At 41.3% G+C, this 16,670-nt stretch carries 14 protein-coding genes; all 14 read right to left on the bottom strand.

The window, feature by feature from the left end; genetic code table 11:
• Positions 1-364 precede the first annotated feature (364 nt).
• Complete coding sequence (locus IAE55_RS33790) at positions 365-454, bottom strand: hypothetical protein (RefSeq protein ID WP_325168630.1); 90 nt, start codon at positions 452-454, stop codon at positions 365-367.
• 1,204 nt (positions 455-1,658) lie between these two features.
• Positions 1,659-2,264, bottom strand: coding sequence for an HNH endonuclease (locus tag IAE55_RS12090; protein ID WP_200632410.1), 606 nt, complete (start codon positions 2,262-2,264; stop codon positions 1,659-1,661).
• A gap of 4 nt (positions 2,265-2,268) precedes the next feature.
• Positions 2,269-2,937: a hypothetical protein gene (locus tag IAE55_RS12085; protein WP_200632403.1), complete on the bottom strand. Its 669-nt coding sequence runs from the start codon at positions 2,935-2,937 to the stop codon at positions 2,269-2,271.
• A gap of 14 nt (positions 2,938-2,951) precedes the next feature.
• Positions 2,952-5,246, bottom strand: coding sequence for an ATP-binding protein (locus IAE55_RS12080; protein WP_200632401.1), 2,295 nt, complete (start codon positions 5,244-5,246; stop codon positions 2,952-2,954).
• A 9-nt stretch (positions 5,247-5,255) separates the two neighbouring features.
• On the bottom strand, positions 5,256-6,689 hold the full coding sequence (locus IAE55_RS12075; RefSeq protein ID WP_200632399.1) for an Eco57I restriction-modification methylase domain-containing protein: 1,434 nt from the start codon (positions 6,687-6,689) through the stop codon (positions 5,256-5,258).
• A gap of 24 nt (positions 6,690-6,713) precedes the next feature.
• Positions 6,714-6,917, bottom strand: coding sequence for a hypothetical protein (locus tag IAE55_RS12070; RefSeq protein WP_200632393.1), 204 nt, complete (start codon positions 6,915-6,917; stop codon positions 6,714-6,716).
• Between the two features lie 944 nt (positions 6,918-7,861).
• Complete coding sequence (locus tag IAE55_RS12065; protein ID WP_200632392.1) at positions 7,862-9,136, bottom strand: alpha-L-fucosidase; 1,275 nt, start codon at positions 9,134-9,136, stop codon at positions 7,862-7,864.
• Between the two features lie 45 nt (positions 9,137-9,181).
• Positions 9,182-10,279, bottom strand: coding sequence for a mandelate racemase/muconate lactonizing enzyme family protein (locus IAE55_RS12060; protein ID WP_200632391.1), 1,098 nt, complete (start codon positions 10,277-10,279; stop codon positions 9,182-9,184).
• A 30-nt stretch (positions 10,280-10,309) separates the two neighbouring features.
• The gene (locus tag IAE55_RS12055) at positions 10,310-11,071 is read right to left on the bottom strand and encodes an SDR family NAD(P)-dependent oxidoreductase (RefSeq protein ID WP_200632390.1); all 762 of its coding nucleotides are present in this window, start codon (positions 11,069-11,071) and stop codon (positions 10,310-10,312) included.
• Between the two features lie 45 nt (positions 11,072-11,116).
• A complete protein-coding gene (locus tag IAE55_RS12050) occupies positions 11,117-12,286 on the bottom strand; it encodes an ABC transporter substrate-binding protein (RefSeq protein WP_200632388.1) in 1,170 nt (389 codons plus the stop codon).
• 22 nt (positions 12,287-12,308) lie between these two features.
• A complete protein-coding gene (locus tag IAE55_RS12045) occupies positions 12,309-13,979 on the bottom strand; it encodes an extracellular solute-binding protein (RefSeq protein ID WP_200632380.1) in 1,671 nt (556 codons plus the stop codon).
• A 51-nt stretch (positions 13,980-14,030) separates the two neighbouring features.
• Positions 14,031-14,933, bottom strand: coding sequence for a carbohydrate ABC transporter permease (locus tag IAE55_RS12040; RefSeq protein ID WP_200632371.1), 903 nt, complete (start codon positions 14,931-14,933; stop codon positions 14,031-14,033).
• Positions 14,934-14,947: 14 nt separating this feature from the next.
• On the bottom strand, positions 14,948-15,871 hold the full coding sequence (locus IAE55_RS12035) for an ABC transporter permease (protein WP_094597065.1): 924 nt from the start codon (positions 15,869-15,871) through the stop codon (positions 14,948-14,950).
• Positions 15,872-15,981: 110 nt separating this feature from the next.
• Complete coding sequence (locus IAE55_RS12030) at positions 15,982-16,635, bottom strand: GntR family transcriptional regulator (protein ID WP_234489494.1); 654 nt, start codon at positions 16,633-16,635, stop codon at positions 15,982-15,984.
• Positions 16,636-16,670 lie beyond the last annotated feature (35 nt).

Here is a 16,670-nt window from a genome sequence, read left to right as displayed (position 1 = left end):
GGATCACTAGGGTTATTCGACTCTTATAAATATGTAGATAAACAGTTTATGCAACCCGTATATTAAAGTTTAATTTATTATTGTAATAGTCAAAGACCTGATATATCTATCGCACCTCTTCGAAATATCTAGATTCGGATATCCGGAAGATTTATCAGGCTTTGGGTGATGTGAATATTACTGATCCAAAAGTTCGGGCGGGGAGTGCGGTAACCACAAGAAAATAAATAGCAAAAGCCATGACTTGGCGCTTTACCATTAAAGGATGGTAAAGCGGCATTTCTAAGAAACGCACCAACCTTCTCCGCTTGAATCCTGATCATTTTACGCTGGATATACTCAGATAGCACCATATCATACATAATCAGCTCGTCCGAATGGATTTTCGCGCACCTTTAATCTCCCAAGTATACTTCTTGGTCTCGATAATAAATAAGCCTTGCGGATTGATCACCACATGGTCGATCTGTGTTTAACTCTGCGCGCGATTTTGAATTGGTCACCAATAAATGTTATGCTTACTACTGTCACCTTTATAAAGTAAAAAGGAATTTCTGATGAAAACTTCATTGGAGATAGGTGTATACAAAGTGCCCTCCAAGATTTATAGAAACCTTTCGCAATTTCCCAAGTAAGGAAGGACTTCTTCGCCGTCAGTATCATGAGGCGATAAATAGTCAATCAGCTTCTGGCAGGCATCTTTATCAGTTATATACCTATTCACATTCCAAGTCGTGTTCCAGGAGGGGCAAATACTAACACCTACGTGTTTTGAACTTTTGTAACACGCATAATATGGGTATTATAGTCGTCATATTGTTCATGTTAAATTGCATGTTTTCAGTAAATTATTTGATTTGATCATGGTTATAAAAAGACGACCTATGCTAAATACGACTAACTTGACGAGTTTAGCAACCTTGCCTCAAATATTTAAAAGCCTAATTCTCTTATCTGAGAATTAGGCTTTTGCATCATATGCGGGAAATTATGAGGTTTGATCGAAATTTTGTTAATTGGTTATTACAGGGGTTTAACCATGTCAATTTGTGCGTTTTTTTGCTTGTTGACGCTGTTCGTCAACAAGTCTGTAAAGGTACTCAAAAACAAAAATCCCTCCTCCATGCTTGTTGAACAATTTGTGGAAGAGTCCTGTGTATCTATCAGATACTACAGGACTCATGATATTTTAGCATTGAATGCCGAGGATGGGAATCACGCACGGTGGTCATCCACTGCAGGTTTTAAGTCCTGAAGTAGTCCCTCTGTATCTTTTATAAGACTTGGAAAACTCTAGCATAAATCTTTTAACCATGCGAATTAAAGGCACTTTTGCTCTCTTCACCCTCTGCTTCTGAGATTTAAATATGCAGCCATGTTAGCATGAATGTTAGCAAAATTATAAAACGTACATTGGGCCATATCCTAATTTATTTAATACTTTTAGTTAGGAATACCTATCTAATTAAACCTTTATGTGTTGAATAAATCATAGGAGCACTTTCCTTTCGCTCTTAAGTCATCAAAACTTAGTAACAAGCCTGCTGCTCTGACACCTAAATAAAAATTAAAATATGGATTTACGGGGATCGAATGCTTGTATTAAAGTAGTGCTTTACAAAATGGGGCCTTAATAAAAAGTATTAATAATTTTACAATCAGCACTCATCATCCATCAAAAAAAGCTCATAATAATCACAAAGAACCACAGAAAGCATATCACTTATTTTTTTTAAATGGTTTACATTCTCTCCTCTCTGAGTTTTCTCATTTATCTTGGCTTTTAAGGCAATTCGTCTCATCCTTAGTTGATCTAAATTGTAAATAATGGAGTGCCTTTTTAAATAAAATTTAAGCTCAAAATATATATACTTGCCTAGAGGAGTCTGATATCTGATATTTCCGAAATCATCTCTCGTAAAATGCTCATAATAATCATCAGTACAAGGGTCAATAAATCCCTCATTGCCGACTATGCATTCATCTGCAGTTGTACCCACCCATTTATCGGATTTCGATATATTACAATAAGGACAACTATATAATAAGTTATCGTATGTATGCCTTAAATGGTTGAATCTTTCCTTAGGAGCAAAATGTTCAACATGATAAGCATTATATCCTCCGCTATAACGGTCCCAATCGTCACAGTAACCGCACCTATTCTCAAAATCTTTCGCTAGGTATTTTTTATTTGTGGTATTAGTAATCCACTTTTCACCAGTATAGCTTCTAACGGGCTTCTTTATCTTAATTGCTTTCAACTTCTTACTCCTTCTCTAAAATTTCATCAATTTTAGCAAGTAGATCTGATATTTTATTAGATGATAAGTCTTTTCGTATACCTTCGGGGAGTGCATTTACTCCATCTATGGATCTTTCCAGTTTTGAGTCCAATTCTAAGATTTTTGAATCGATATAATCAGACTCCCCTGCCTGTGGCAATAGACGCTTCAACTCTTCTTCCCATTGCTCTTTTTGTTTCACCGTTTTTAAAATCTGCTCAATAATTTTAAAGTGAAGTTCGACTCTTTCAGGATCTTCGTTTTGATATCTATCAAAATCAAATACTTGATAGGCATTATATATTTCATTTGTAAACAGATCGTCGTCGTAAGATGTTAAGACAAAAATAGGAAACTCAAAAAGTGCTTCCTCTAATGCTTTTGCCAATTCCACACCACTGTAATCAACATTCTGATAAGACGAAAGCTTATAGTCTACAAGAAGACAATCGAGTTTATTCTTAATAATTTCTTGAACCATAACAGTTAAATCCTCACTAAGTTCAATTTCAATCGGTTCAAAGCGGTATTGTGAATACTTCTGTTTTTTCTCTGGAGAGGCACCTTCGATTCCTTGCATTAATCTAGTCATAATTTGCGTTACTTTTCCAGTGTCATCATCCACAATTCCTATTTTGAATTTTCTCGTCACAGAAGTGCATCCTTTCACAACGGAAATTTGATGTCTAAACCAAAACCATTATTTGTTTCTGTAATAATACATTGTGCGTTGTATTCCCTTGCAGTTGAAGCGACTATATACATCCCTAAACCTGTACCAATAGCCTCGTTGTCTTTATCATATTTACTCGTAGAACCAAACTTAAAAATATCGTATGGGTTCTTGAATTTTTCCCCAAGGCCACATCCATTATCTCTATAATGTATCGTAAAGTCCTTGTCGGTTGTTAGAAATAATGAGATAGTTCTTTCGGAGACTTTCGATCTTTCAAAGGCTTCTATTGAATTGATTATTAGGTTATAAATTATACTCTCAAAATCTGTAACAAATATTTTTTTATGAACTTGTTTTTCATCGGCATTAAACATAATGGTAATTTTTTTTTGGTCAGTAATAGGCTCCATTACCAATATAATGTCTTCGATCATTTGATATAAATCATGCTTTAATCTTTTTCTTTTATCTTTCTTGATTTGATTTGTAATAACTGTTATCCACGACTTTAAAAATGTGTCGCTCTTCTGAAGATCATCTAAATGACGGGGTATCATTCTTTCCTGCTGATTATCAATAACATATTTTAAAGTATCGACTCGATTAACAAGTCTTGCATTTATACCTTTCAGGTCATGAACGATTGAAGTTGTAATTAATCCATTCGTAGCCAATGATCGTAGAAGTTTAATTTCGCTTATAAGTTCCTCTCTTTCTTCTTCAAGATACTGAACTGTCTTAGCTAGTTTTTTCACCTCTTCTGTATTAGGAGGAGATGTATTTACGGTACCTTCCGCCTCCTCCTTCTCATCAAGTATTTTATTAGCAATTTCCTTCCCCTCTTGCTTGGTGGATTCTCTTTCATTTGTAATATCAGCATAATCTTTCATAGCTTTGCCTATATAAGCTCGATCTCGCTCGAAGACTGCAATAATATTTTTTATTACATTTCGAAAAACAGAAAAGTGTTCATTTTCTATTATTCCTTCTCGACTAGATTTGTCCAGTATGCAAGAGTTAGTCACCCTTGAAATTAAAACAGTTCCTTGTCCTTGTCTATTCCGAACATGCCAATTTCCACTTTGATGTGAAATCGCAGCTGGGTTTGTTGCACGTCTTGCATCTAAGCCTAACCAATCATAAGCCTCCGCATTGGGGTCTCCATAAGGCCTAACTAAAAAATGATCCCGGTAGATTTTAACTCCACCGTGACTGTCTAACCATAACCTCCTTTTCTTACTTATTTCTTTATAAAAAAATGTTTCTTTAGAATCTTCTTGTAAGGTCAGTTTCATAAATGTGTAATTGAATTTAAATTCACCAAGTTCTTTGACATACTTAATAGTTTGGGGTTGTTCTGTGTTCATTAATTGAGGAATTGTGAAGGTAAATTCGAAATTCCCTTTCTTAAAATCCTCGTATCGATATGGAAATTTTTTGAATTCATTCATTTCGAAAACTTCAGATGGTATTTTATTCAAATCAAATTCGTTGCGATCTAAAGTAACCGTAAACTTATTATCTCCATCAAAACTTGCATTAATTTTATAATCATATTCTTCAGAAATCTCATTTTCTATAATCATGTACTGCTCTTCAAGAGACTTTTTTATGCAAATAACATAATCCTTTTGCTCAGCAGGTGGAATAAGAAAGCCCATAGAGTTTGTAATGTTATTAATTTCTCTTGTTGTCCAACGATCTCTTAAACCGCTTATTTTTAAAAATGTACCTGTCTTAATCAGTAATTCTTCATTCAAAACATCTTTCTTATTAAGGTCTTCTATATCTGATAAAATATTTTTTGGAATGATATCTCTTAACTGACTATTTAAATATCCTAAGCGAGCATTAATTTGGTCGAGAGTTTTTCCGGTTTGTTCGAATTTTTTCCAATCAGTTTCCCAATAAATAAGGCTATCACTATCTCTGCTTTTAGTATACATTTCACATTTACTGCCTAATCTGTCAAGAGCAAATCTCCCAATGCCCTTTTCTCCGGATTTAATTCGATCTCGCTTTGATTGATATTCACTTCTTTTATTATCAGTACCAATTAACATCCAATAGTTTTCAATAGTTTCCCTTGTCATCCCAGTACCATTATCCAATATATAGATACAATCGTGTTTTATATCAAAACAAATAAAGCACATCAAGGCGTCAGCATCGTAAGTGTTTTTTACAAGCTCAATCACAGCGCCATCAACTTTTGATACGCTTTCTCTACCTAATAAAATAGTTGCTCGAGAAGAAATTTTGTAACTCAGTTCTTCAAATTCCATAATAAATGTTCACACCTCCTCTAAATTAAAAACATAATTATTTATATCTTTTGCAGTTATTCTTAATGAAGAACCATTAGCATTTATACCAATCCCAGTGGCATATTCAAAAAAATCCTTGCTTTCCAATATTCTTACAGCAAAATCCAAATCCAAATTTGAATTTTTAGTAATGTATATTCCTGAATATGGAATTATCTCTTTGTCAAGTTTATAAACATTCACTTGATTAGTGACAACTGTAGAAACTAGCAGCTTCTCTTGGTTAAGATGTGCAAGAGCTTGTGTTCTTCCATATTCAAACCACCTGACACTTTTATCTGAGTCCCTCTTCTGCAATTTATTATAAAAAGATTTTAAATATTGAGTCCCTCGAGGAAAGTATTCTTCAAACTCTTTTGTACTGTATCTCTCCAAAAGTCCATTTTTGTATGAATAGGGAAAAATAATCAATTCCTTCTTATTATATCCCAACGATCTTGGACTTACAGCTTCTTTTAATAAACCTCTTTCAATTAAGAATGAATTTGCTTTAACATATTTTTTCCCGTCTTCTAATTCAAGTAGTTCTGAATATTTTTTCAAAATAAAAGCTTCATTAAGCAAAGTCGCAATTGTAATAGCCGCATTAAAATAATCGCCAAATTTGAATAGTTTAGCTTTATTTTGATTTACAGTAAAATTCCATTTCCCTGTTAAACTGGTCTTTTCTATTTGATATGAACTTTTTTTATCCAGGTTAATGTAATCTATTTTTTCAAGCATACTTCCTCTATCACATACTATAATTGCTGAGGAAGTGAGTACGTTAAATAATTTAATTGTTTGATAATCGTAGATTTGTGTTAATGATGGCAATAAATAATTTCGAAGATTATTCGCAAATACATTTTTAAAAATACTACTTGGAATCAAATAAGAAAGTTTACCGGTACTACTTAACAACTTAATGCTCGCTTCAATAAAAGCATAACAGTAATCAAATTTCCCTTCCCTGCAAACTTCAAATTTCCCCTTAACAAAATTTCTAGTTTCTATATCTAAATCTTTATATGTAATGTAAGGAGGGTTCCCAACAACAAAATCAAACTTGATTTGCAGGCTCTCTTTTAGAATATCTACATTTAAGATATTCCACGTTACATTAACAATTTTATATTGCTTCGCTATTTCGTCTAAATTAAGGATACATTGTTTATAGTGACCTTCATCGATCTCCGCCCCATATATATCTCTTTCCAAACCCTCCTTAATCATTTCAATACTATATCCTTGATTAATGCAATCGATTATATACCGTTCAACAACTACGGTAAGTATATTACCATCTCCGCAGGCGTTCTCAATAACTTTTTTCCCATATAAATCATTTGTATATCCTACGACATCTAAAAGTTTAATAACAGCATCTTCAGGAGTAAAAACTTGGCATTTTTCAATCATTGAATCAATCCTCTTTTGACTTATTTATATTTGCTTCTTATGATTCTGAAAATCCTTCAGTTGATTTTTTTCATATTCCTCAAACTTATCAAACGTCATTAATACAAACTTGGGTTTGCTGTTTTTCAATATAGTGAGTATTCCATGGAGTTCTGTTAGTCGTGAAGCTTCTGAAAAATTTTGATTCACTTTCGAAATACTAATCATCTTATCAATATCAACTTTCATTTTATTAAATCCTCCATTCTCGAGGTTACACAATACCTCTATTACGAATATTGTATTTCTGCACATAGTGAGTATATCCCTAAATTAGCTAAAATCCAAGCTATTATATATCTATAATGTGCACTTGAAATGAAGCTTTAAAGATACGGAGCATCTCTAAAATTTATAGCTTTTTAGCAAGCCTCTAATGCTTAAAGAATCCCTATGAATTTTAATCTTAACAGTAGCATTTTGCTCAGCAGGGCGAAGGCTTACTATAACATCCTAGAGAATTTTTTTATGAAACTATTTTCTACTCTGCGCCTTGCTATAAAGCTCGTTATACATCGAAATCGAATATAATAAAAACTCTTTCATCGAGCTACTATATTTCTCAACCTGTTCCTCATAACCGGCATTATCAATATTTAAAACTCCTGCCCACTTTTTTGGCGCGACAGAAACTATAGGTGCCGAATGAGTGGGTAAGTCGCAACATAAAAATGCTCTCTTCACGCTAGACAGGTCAAATCAATCCCGACTTCGTTAGGGGAGCATCTCTCTAAACTACTAGTATGAAATATAAAAAACCCGGATCTCCCGTCTGTATAGCTTGGTGAAGCAGCACCTTCGAAGGGTCTTCCGCTTCCTCCTGAAATTTGAGCTCGAACAGCTTATGATCCAATTCATTCCCATTCCAACAAGACAGCCTCAACCGTTATTCCGCCAGTATCTAGGTGTATCAGTCCCAAATGGATGATTCAACGTTACCGGCTTCATGGAGCCGTAGAAAAAATGACCACCCGGGATATTCCCGATTGGTCATAACTTGCTTTGGATCTTGGTTATTAAGATCGAGCTCATTTCATTAAAGATCTCGAAACCATTACAATAAATTAAGATTATAACTTTGCTTAAACGATAAACTCCCCTCCGTATTAAACCATGAAGGGGAGTTTTTCACCCTATTTGCGCACAGGCCAAATGGGTTCTTGATCAAATTCCACAGCAATGACCGTGTTCCATTCGTCGCAGAATTCGGCGGGGACATCGATCCGGATCCGATTTACGCTATACCTTCCTTCTGTCCCGCTCAAGTGCCCGGATATTTCTTCTACTTCGTAAGCGAGTTCTTCTCCCGTCTTCAGCAGCTTCACAGACTTCACTTGGCCTCCCAGTTCACGCACTTCCACGGGGAATCTCGGAATCTCTCTTACATGCAAATAAATCGTATTTCCCTTTCGGGTCATAGGTCCATAAAAACAAGGAGGATAATGTTCTACAACGCGTTTGGTTCCATAAATACTGTCACCCGAGTGGCCAAGCCACGCTCCGATTTGCTGTAATCGTTCGATCCCTTCTTTGGGCCAGGTGCCATCGGGCCCGGGACCTACATTTAACAGCAGGTTCCCCCCTTTGCTTGACACTTCGAGCAATGTATCTAGTAGTCGTACTTCGCTTTTATAGGTTGAAGCATCGGAATGATAAGCCCATTGATGATTCATGGTCATGCAGGTCTCCCACCATCCATCCGGCGGATGTGTCGGTACGAATTGTTCTGGCGTCTCATAGTCACCCACGTCCGGCAGCCGATCGTTAATGACGAGATGCGGCTGCAAGTTCAACATCATTTGCTTCACTTCACTGCTCCGCCAGCGATCCGCGCCAAATCCCGGAACATCGAACCATATCAGATCAATTCGACCGTAATGGGTTAGTAATTCACGCAGTTGTTCCATAAAGCGCTTATGGAATTGCCACCATCTCGCAGGATCATATGTATTCGGCTTGGGCGATTGAATCCCCTTGCTAATGGGGATGGTAGCGAAGTCAGGATCATGCCAGTCAATGGTCGTAAAATACAACCCCACTTTTAACCCTGCTTCTCTCACAGCCTCGACGTAAGGCGCGATCAAATCTTGCTGCGGTCCTCTCTTCGTTGCGCAATAGTCGGTCGTTGCCGTGTCGAAGAGGCAGAATCCATCATGATGCTTCGCGGTGAGCACCACGTATTTCGCACCGGCTTCTTTCGCATGCTGAGCCCATTCTCTAGGATTATAGTTCGTAGGATGGAACTCATCCGCCAGACTTTCATAGGTTTCAACATCCAGATGCTGACTGCTATGGGGCATTAAAGGCCAAGAAGCCTCAATTTCGCGTAATGCATACGGACCCCAATGAATAAAAACGCCGAATCGAGCTTCATCGAACCATTGGGCTTCGGTATGAACTGCTTTCATGTACATTCAACTCCTCTTGATTTATTCGTGAAAATAGCATGCATGCTACTGAACTCGGTATTCATCAAAATAACGCGGAATGATTTCGGTCGATGCTCCCGGCATCTGCGGCAGCACATAGAACCCGTCCTTTACCGTTGCTGGCTCTTCGAAAATATGACGAATCCAAGGAATATACTCTAACAGAACCGCATTCGGTGTGGATGCAACCAGATGCTGATGAATTTGCCCCATATCGCCGACATGCGGACATATCGGTAAATCGTATGCGGCGGCTAATCCGGCAATTTGCAGCCATTCGGTAATACCCGCAACACGCGTGACATCCACCTGCACATATTCGACTGCCCCCTGATGGATGTAATCACGAAACGCATATTTGGAATACACATGCTCGCCGAGTGCAATCGGAACGTTCAGCTCATCTGCTAATTTCCGGTGACTCATGATGTCATCCGGATTCAGCGGTTCCTCGAGCCAGAGAAGGTCGAACTGTTCCAATTTCTTGCCCCACGTCATCGCAGTCGTGATGTTCCATTGCTGGTTCACGTCAATCATCAATCCGGCTTGATCCCCGATCGCGCGGCGTACCGCCTGTACCCGCGTAAAGTCCTCACGTGGATCTGGCTTGCCGACTTTCATCTTGACTGCGGTAAATCCCTCTTCAAGAATGCTGGTCATATCGGCAATGAGCCGATCCTGACTCCAATTCAACCAACCGCCATTCGTATTATAAGCTTTAATCTTCTGTGATTTATGTCCGCCGAGGAGCTGCCACAACGGTTTGTTCAAAGACTTCGCCATGATATCCCATAAGGCAATGTCTACTGCGGCCAAGGCCATATGCGTGACCCCTGCGCGACCAATCCAATGCATCTCTCCATATCGCAGCTCATCCCAAATTTGCTTCACCATGAACGGGTCCTTGCCGATCAGCTTCTTTGCATAATAGCGATCAATGGTCGCTGCGATCATCTCGTCTCCTTGTGCGCATGTGCCTGTATAGCCGTAACCCGTTATTCCTTCATCCGTATAGATGCGAATGCCTGTCACGCCCCAATGCGTAGCGACATTAATCGCATCTGTAATCGGCGGAGTAATGGGAACGTGCAAAATAAAGCTCTCTGCCTTTATGATCTTCATGATTCAATCTCCCCTGTTCCCTCGATGTCTTCAATAGCCTAACGATGCGCCGCCATCTACCGGCAAGGCAATGCCTGTTATGAACTGCGATGATTCCGAAGCCAGAAATACGACGGCATCAGCAATTTCCTCTGCACGTGCCGGTCTGCCAAGTGCATGCATCTCATTAAGTGAGGTGCGTACCTGCTCTGGATCGGCCTGCTCCATCGTCCATTTCTCAAGAAGCGGCGTCATCACGCCTGCTGGGCAGATACAGTTCACCCGTACCCTGGCAGGGGCATAATCGATTGCAAGAGCTTTCGTCATGGCAATAATGGCGCCTTTGGTCGCGACGTAGACGGCATTCTGCTTCTGTCCAACCAAACCATTCAACGAGGCCATATTGACGATACTCCCACACGTGTTCCTTAAATAAGGTATCGTATATTTAATCATCAGATATACGCTCTTCAGGTTAATGTCGATTACCCTTGTCCATTCGTGTTCCATTACCTCTTCCAATGGTTTAGGCAAGATGGTTGCGGCATTATTGAATAAGACATCGATCCGGCCGAATTGCCTGACAACATCCGTGACAAGCGCTTGAACCGCCAAACCATCGGATACGTCCGTCTGTATAGCCACTGCTGATCCGTTATTGCGAATGATCTCATGTACGACCCTTCGCGCCTCTTCTTCATTAACATCTGCAATGACCACGATTGCGCCTTCGGAGGCGAATCTTCTGGCTGTCACTTCACCGATACCGGATCCGCCACCCGTTACAATGCATACTTTCCCTTCAAAAGACAACGCACTTCCTCCTCTCACCCCTTATCATGAATGCTTGCTTCTTGCCTAAGAACGGATAAGCTCTTGAATTTGCTCCGATGCGAGGGCTAACGCTTGATGTTCCGACAATTCACCTATGATGCATCTGCGAAGCGCTTGCCATAGAATGTCCTCAGCCATAGGGTACGTTGGAAACTTGGGGGGTATAATGACGCTCGTAGCGATTGTCTCCTCTAGTAGAGACCAGCGTCTAGCGGCAATGGAATTCGGTAGAGCCTCCCGTTTCAGGCGTTTCATGATCGATTGTCTTACAGGAACATGACCTTGATCCGCATCCATGGCTTGCGCTTCCGGCGAAGTTATAAATTTCAGCAATAAAAGTGCCTCTTCCACATGCTCGCTGGACGCTGGAATCGCGAACGAATGACTTCCGCAGTAGACCGCACGACGGCCGCTTGCCGATTTCGGGGTCAACGCAAGATCGAATACGTTAGCGACGGGTGATTCGGAGAGTAAGCCGAAATAACCTGGCCAATCGGTAACCATCGTACTCTCCCCCTGTCGAAAGGATGCCGATACTTCATCATAATGCATATCCGGCAGCCCTTTCGGTGTCCACCCCCATTGATACCATTGTCTGAGCTTCTGAAGGGCTTCGACTCCCGCTTCACTGGCAAACATAGGCTGTAATTGTTCATCGAATAGCTGTCCGCCGCCACTGATCAATAATTCGAAGAAGGTCCCGAATAACCCGGATTCCATCCCGGGGAATACGAATCCCGTGTAGCCGGCTTCAGTTACACTGGACGCAACATGAGCTAGCTCCTCCCAGGTCTCCGGAACGGATAACCCCAGCTCCTCCAATCGATCGCGACGGTAGAACAGCAGCCTAGCATCAAAATTACGCGGAATACTCATCAATTTACCTTGCACGCGAGCAAGATCCAGAAGAACGGGAGAGAAATCCTCCAGCTCTTCTGCGGTGAATTCTTGATCTAATTCATATAAATAACGGGCTTGCGAGGGAGCATATTTCGTATGCGTCGATATCAGATCATAGGATGGTAAGCCGTTCTCCATACATTCTTGTACATGGCGATTCAGCTCAGGATGTGTTCCCTTGAACCCAATATCCACTTGAATCCCGAACTGCTGACTGAATTGCGGCAAACATGCGTATAGCGGTGCATAGGCAGGACCGTCAATGAGCGCAACCCGAAGCGTCTTGGAATTCATGTCGTACGTACACCTCCGTGGTTTATTTCAGGGATGACAAGAACTCAACCGTCTTCGGATCGGACTGGAATGCGGATGTATCGAACGGCTCGGTCATCGCTTTCTGTGCCATCTCCAGATACTGCGTCAAGCCTAATTTCTGCAAGTCGTCCACATAAGTCTGCCAGTCGTTCTCGATAGATTTCGTTCCATTAATAAATTGGGCCATGGATTGTTTGACATACTGTTCAATATTCGTCTTCAGCAAGGCGAAGTTCTGGTACTCCTGTGGTTGAATCCAAATCACCCCTGGATACACTTGCTTCGGTTGATGACCGGCATAATTCTTCATCGTCTCCAGCATCAGGAGAGATTCCAATCCATCTGCCGAAAATGGCGCTTTCGCTTCTACAAATCCGTTTCTCCACGTCGTATTTTGGAAAATGGGCCCCATTTGGTTCCAGCCTTCATTCTGCTTCGCGCCAGCAGAGTAGAATTTGTCAGACTGCGTAATGAACAGCGCTTGTTCTCCGCTCAGCCCCTTGACCCCGTCTCCTGCTTTGGTCCAATACTTCCCTTCCTGCCCGAAATTCATCATTTGGGTGCCTTCAGGCGTATAGATGAAATCGACGAGTTTGATCATTCGTACAATTTGCTCTTCCGTAGCGTTTTTCGTAACGACGAACGTCAGGGATTTAGGCGTATTACCGCTGAATGCTGCATATTGGGTACCATCCGGCCCTTTCAAAGGGGGTACAGTACTCCAGTTCGGATAATTGGGGTTCGCGGTATCAATGAATCCCGCGCTGTACAAATACGGTACGACGCCTACTTTGTTCTGCGCAGCCAGCTGCTTGATGACCTCACCCTTTTGGCTGAAAGCTTGCTTATCAAGGAGTCCTTTCGCATACAAATCACGGATATAGGTAAGGCCCTTCTTCCATCCTTCTTGTACAGGCGCATAGCTCACTTTCCCATCCTCTACGTTGAAGAAATCGGAGCCATTGTCATAGATGAAGGCGTTCATGAGGAAGATTGTCGGATCAAACCCGTCAGAGGTGCCGGACAACGGTATGAGCCCATGATCTTTAAAGGTCTGCAGGACATTCGTCAGCTCATCCGTCGTCGTCGGCATGGACAAACCGAATTTATTCAGAGCATCGGTATTAATCCAGAATTTCTGTCCCCAATAGCAATGAATGCATGAATTATAGCTTGGGACGCCATAAATATTCCCGTCCGGTGCGGTCATCGCTTGCTTCAGACCAGGTGCGGTCTCCATCGCTTTCGTCAAATTAGGAGCATACTTCTCGATATAAGCGTTGAGCGGGACGATGATTCCTTGCTTTGAATATTTCAGAATATCTGACGGTGAAAAGCTGCCCGACCAGAAGGCATCCGGATAGTTGCCGCTGGACAGCAGAAGGGATTGCTTTGCTAAATAATCACTGGATGGTGCGATATTCCATTGGATGTTCAGTTTGAAGGTTTCTTTCACATAACCGGTGAACCAGTTCGTTTTGAGGTCTATGACATCGGAAGAAGGAACCGCGAAGAAAGAAACATCGACCACTTTGTTCTCGTCAACCGCTCCATTGCTATTCGTCGATGCATTCTTGTTCGTAGGTTCTGTCGAATTGCCTGAGCAAGCGGATAATATGATCATGATGGATGCCATCATGACCGCCAACACCGTTCGATTGATACGAATCATGCATACCCCTCCAAAATTCGAAATGAAAATCACCCGAATGCCCCTCCGTGCTCATTCCTTGATGGAACCCACCATCACCCCTTTGACGAAATATTTTTGAATGAAAGGATACAGGATCAACACCGGAATGCTAGCAATTACAATCACGGAATATTTCAGGAGTGTCTTCATATCTTCGAACTGCTTGAGTTGTTCCGGAGATAACGTAATCGAGTTCGTCGAGACATTGTTTAAGACCAGAATCTCGCGCAAGATGAGCTGCAGCGGGTAGAGATGCTCACTGTTCAGGAAGATCAGCGCGTTAAAATAGGAGTTCCAATTGCTCACGGCAGCCCAGAGCAGCAATACCGCAATAACAGGCTTGGATAGCGGGAGAACGATTCGTGTTAAGAACTTCGTATCATTGCAGCCATCGAGCTGAGCAGCTTCATACAAATCATTTGGGATCGAGCTTTGGAAGAATGTTTTGGCGACAATAATCGAGAAGATGTTAAGCGCGCCTGGAAGGATCATCGCCCAACGTGTATCGAGCAGATGAAGAGATTTAATCACGAGATAGTAAGGAATTAATCCCCCGCTGAACAGCATCGCGAACAACAGCGCCCACATGAGGACTTTCCTGCCCATAAACGTCTTACGTGATAAGGGATAGGCCATCATGATGGTTAGAGCAACGCTAATGATCGACCCCGATACGGTATAGATGACGGAATTGATGTAACCCGTCCAGATTTGCTGATATTGGAACACGGCTTGGTACCCGTACCACGTAGGTTCTACCGGGAACAACCATACTTTACCGGACATGACGGCAGCCGATGAACTGAACGATGAGCTAACAATATAGATGAGAGGGTACGCGACGCATAATAGAATGATACTTAGAAAGATATAAATAACGACGATGCTCACCCGGTCGCTCCAAGGCTCGCGAATGTGTTTGGCTTTCTCCATGGCTATCCCCCTCATCAGAACAGACTCGAATCCGAAAATTTTCTAGCGAGCACATTCGTTGTGAAGATCAGAATGAACCCAACAACGGAGTTGAACAAGCCGACGGCGACCCCGAAGCTGTAGTTGGTGTTCACTAACCCAATTTTGTACACATACGTGGATATGACTTCGGACGTGCTCAGGTTCAACATGTTCTGAAGCAGAAAGACTTTCTCGAATCCTACGCTCATCAGCCCGCCAACGGCTAAAATGAATAGCACGATGATCGTTGGGCGAATCGCAGGCAAATCGATGTGAATGATTTTCTGAATGCGGGATGCACCGTCAATTTTAGAGGCTTCATAGAGCTCTGGGTTCACGTTCGCTAATGCTGCAAGATAAATGACGGCGCCATAACCCGTCTCCTGCCAAACGCCTGACCAGACATACAGAGATGAGAATGCTTTCGATTCGCCTAGAATATCATAGACATTTTCTACGCCGAAGAGATGGGATAATTGACCGTAAAGTCCTGTTGTGGGGGATAAAATAATGTTAATCATGCCGACTAACACCACGGTGGAAATAAAGTATGGGGCATACGTAAACATTTGCACGATTTTCTTAAAACGTTGATTTTTCACTTCATTGAGCGCAAGTGCGAGTAGGATGGCGGCAGGTGTTCCGATACATAATGCGTAGATACTAAGAAGGAGGGTGTTTTTGATAATTGGCCAGAAGTAAGGTGAACTGAAGAACATCTCGAACTGCTCCCCCCCGACCCATGGACTGTGCCATATGCCTTGTGTGGGGTTGAACTCTTTAAATGCAATCTGGATGCCGATCATCGGGACGTAATTAAACGTGATGAGGAATAGAACGGGTAATGCCACGATACAATAAAGCTGCCAATGCCGATAAATGTTTTTCCTCCACAAACTCACTGTGCGAACAAACATGATTATCGTCCCCTCCGCTATTATGTAACCGCATTCAAAACTATAAATCGTGTATGATTTATTTTGAATAATATCATACACGATTTATGGTGTAAAGCGGAATATGGAAGTTACTTAAAGTTGTCTCGCAACCGTTGATATGCCTGGTGTAGATGGATTCTGGAAGCTTCTACGGCTTTTTCTGTATCCTTCTCGAGCAGAGCTAACACGATTCTTCGATGTTCTGCGATCTCCGCGCTCATGTCGATCTTGTAATGGGCCAAGTTCAAGTAGCGGTGAACCCGTTCGATTAAAGCCGTGACCATCTGTTTCAGGTTCTCATTGCCTGCATAAGCAAGTATCGTTCCATGCAGATCATGGTTCATCTTGGAGATGATATTCTCTTCGTGGCTCGCTTCCCACATTTGTTCTACAGCATCGAGCTCTTGCAGAATTTGTTCGAGTCGAAACTTGGGGATATGCGGAGCAGCCTTTCGAACCGAAAGTTCTTCTAACGCATAACGAATTTCGAAGATCTCGTCGATATCCGTCATGTTCATTTCTGCGACATACATCCCTTTAAACGGTACGACTTTGACAAATCCATCGGAAGCCAAGCGGAACAACGCCTCTCGAATTGGGATATTGCTGACGCCCAAATCTCTCGCTAATTGATCGATATTGATTTTGTTTCCTGCGGATATGTCATGGGACAGGATTTTTTTCTTCAACAAATCGTAGAGTTCATCCGTTAATACATGGCGGCTCAATCGTTTATCTGCCAAAGGGCTCATCTCCATTTTTACGAGTTGCCTCAAGT

The organism is Paenibacillus sp. S28, assembly GCF_016624415.1.
GTDB classification, from domain to species: Bacteria; Bacillota; Bacilli; order Paenibacillales; family Paenibacillaceae; genus Paenibacillus_AQ; species Paenibacillus_AQ favisporus.
This window is presented reverse-complemented; position numbering and strand designations above follow the sequence as displayed.

Coding starts and splice junctions, on each gene's coding strand:
- IAE55_RS12070 (WP_200632393.1), bottom strand. CDS start 6,917: ATGAAAGTTGATATTGATAAGATGATTAGTATTTCGAAAGTGAATCAA.
- IAE55_RS12060 (WP_200632391.1), bottom strand. CDS start 10,279: ATGAAGATCATAAAGGCAGAGAGCTTTATTTTGCACGTTCCCATTACT.
- IAE55_RS12065 (WP_200632392.1), bottom strand. CDS start 9,136: ATGAAAGCAGTTCATACCGAAGCCCAATGGTTCGATGAAGCTCGATTC.
- IAE55_RS12075 (WP_200632399.1), bottom strand. CDS start 6,689: ATGATTGAAAAATGCCAAGTTTTTACTCCTGAAGATGCTGTTATTAAA.
- IAE55_RS12035 (WP_094597065.1), bottom strand. CDS start 15,871: ATGTTTGTTCGCACAGTGAGTTTGTGGAGGAAAAACATTTATCGGCAT.
- IAE55_RS12045 (WP_200632380.1), bottom strand. CDS start 13,979: ATGATTCGTATCAATCGAACGGTGTTGGCGGTCATGATGGCATCCATC.
- IAE55_RS12050 (WP_200632388.1), bottom strand. CDS start 12,286: ATGAATTCCAAGACGCTTCGGGTTGCGCTCATTGACGGTCCTGCCTAT.
- IAE55_RS12080 (WP_200632401.1), bottom strand. CDS start 5,246: ATGGAATTTGAAGAACTGAGTTACAAAATTTCTTCTCGAGCAACTATT.
- IAE55_RS12040 (WP_200632371.1), bottom strand. CDS start 14,933: ATGGAGAAAGCCAAACACATTCGCGAGCCTTGGAGCGACCGGGTGAGC.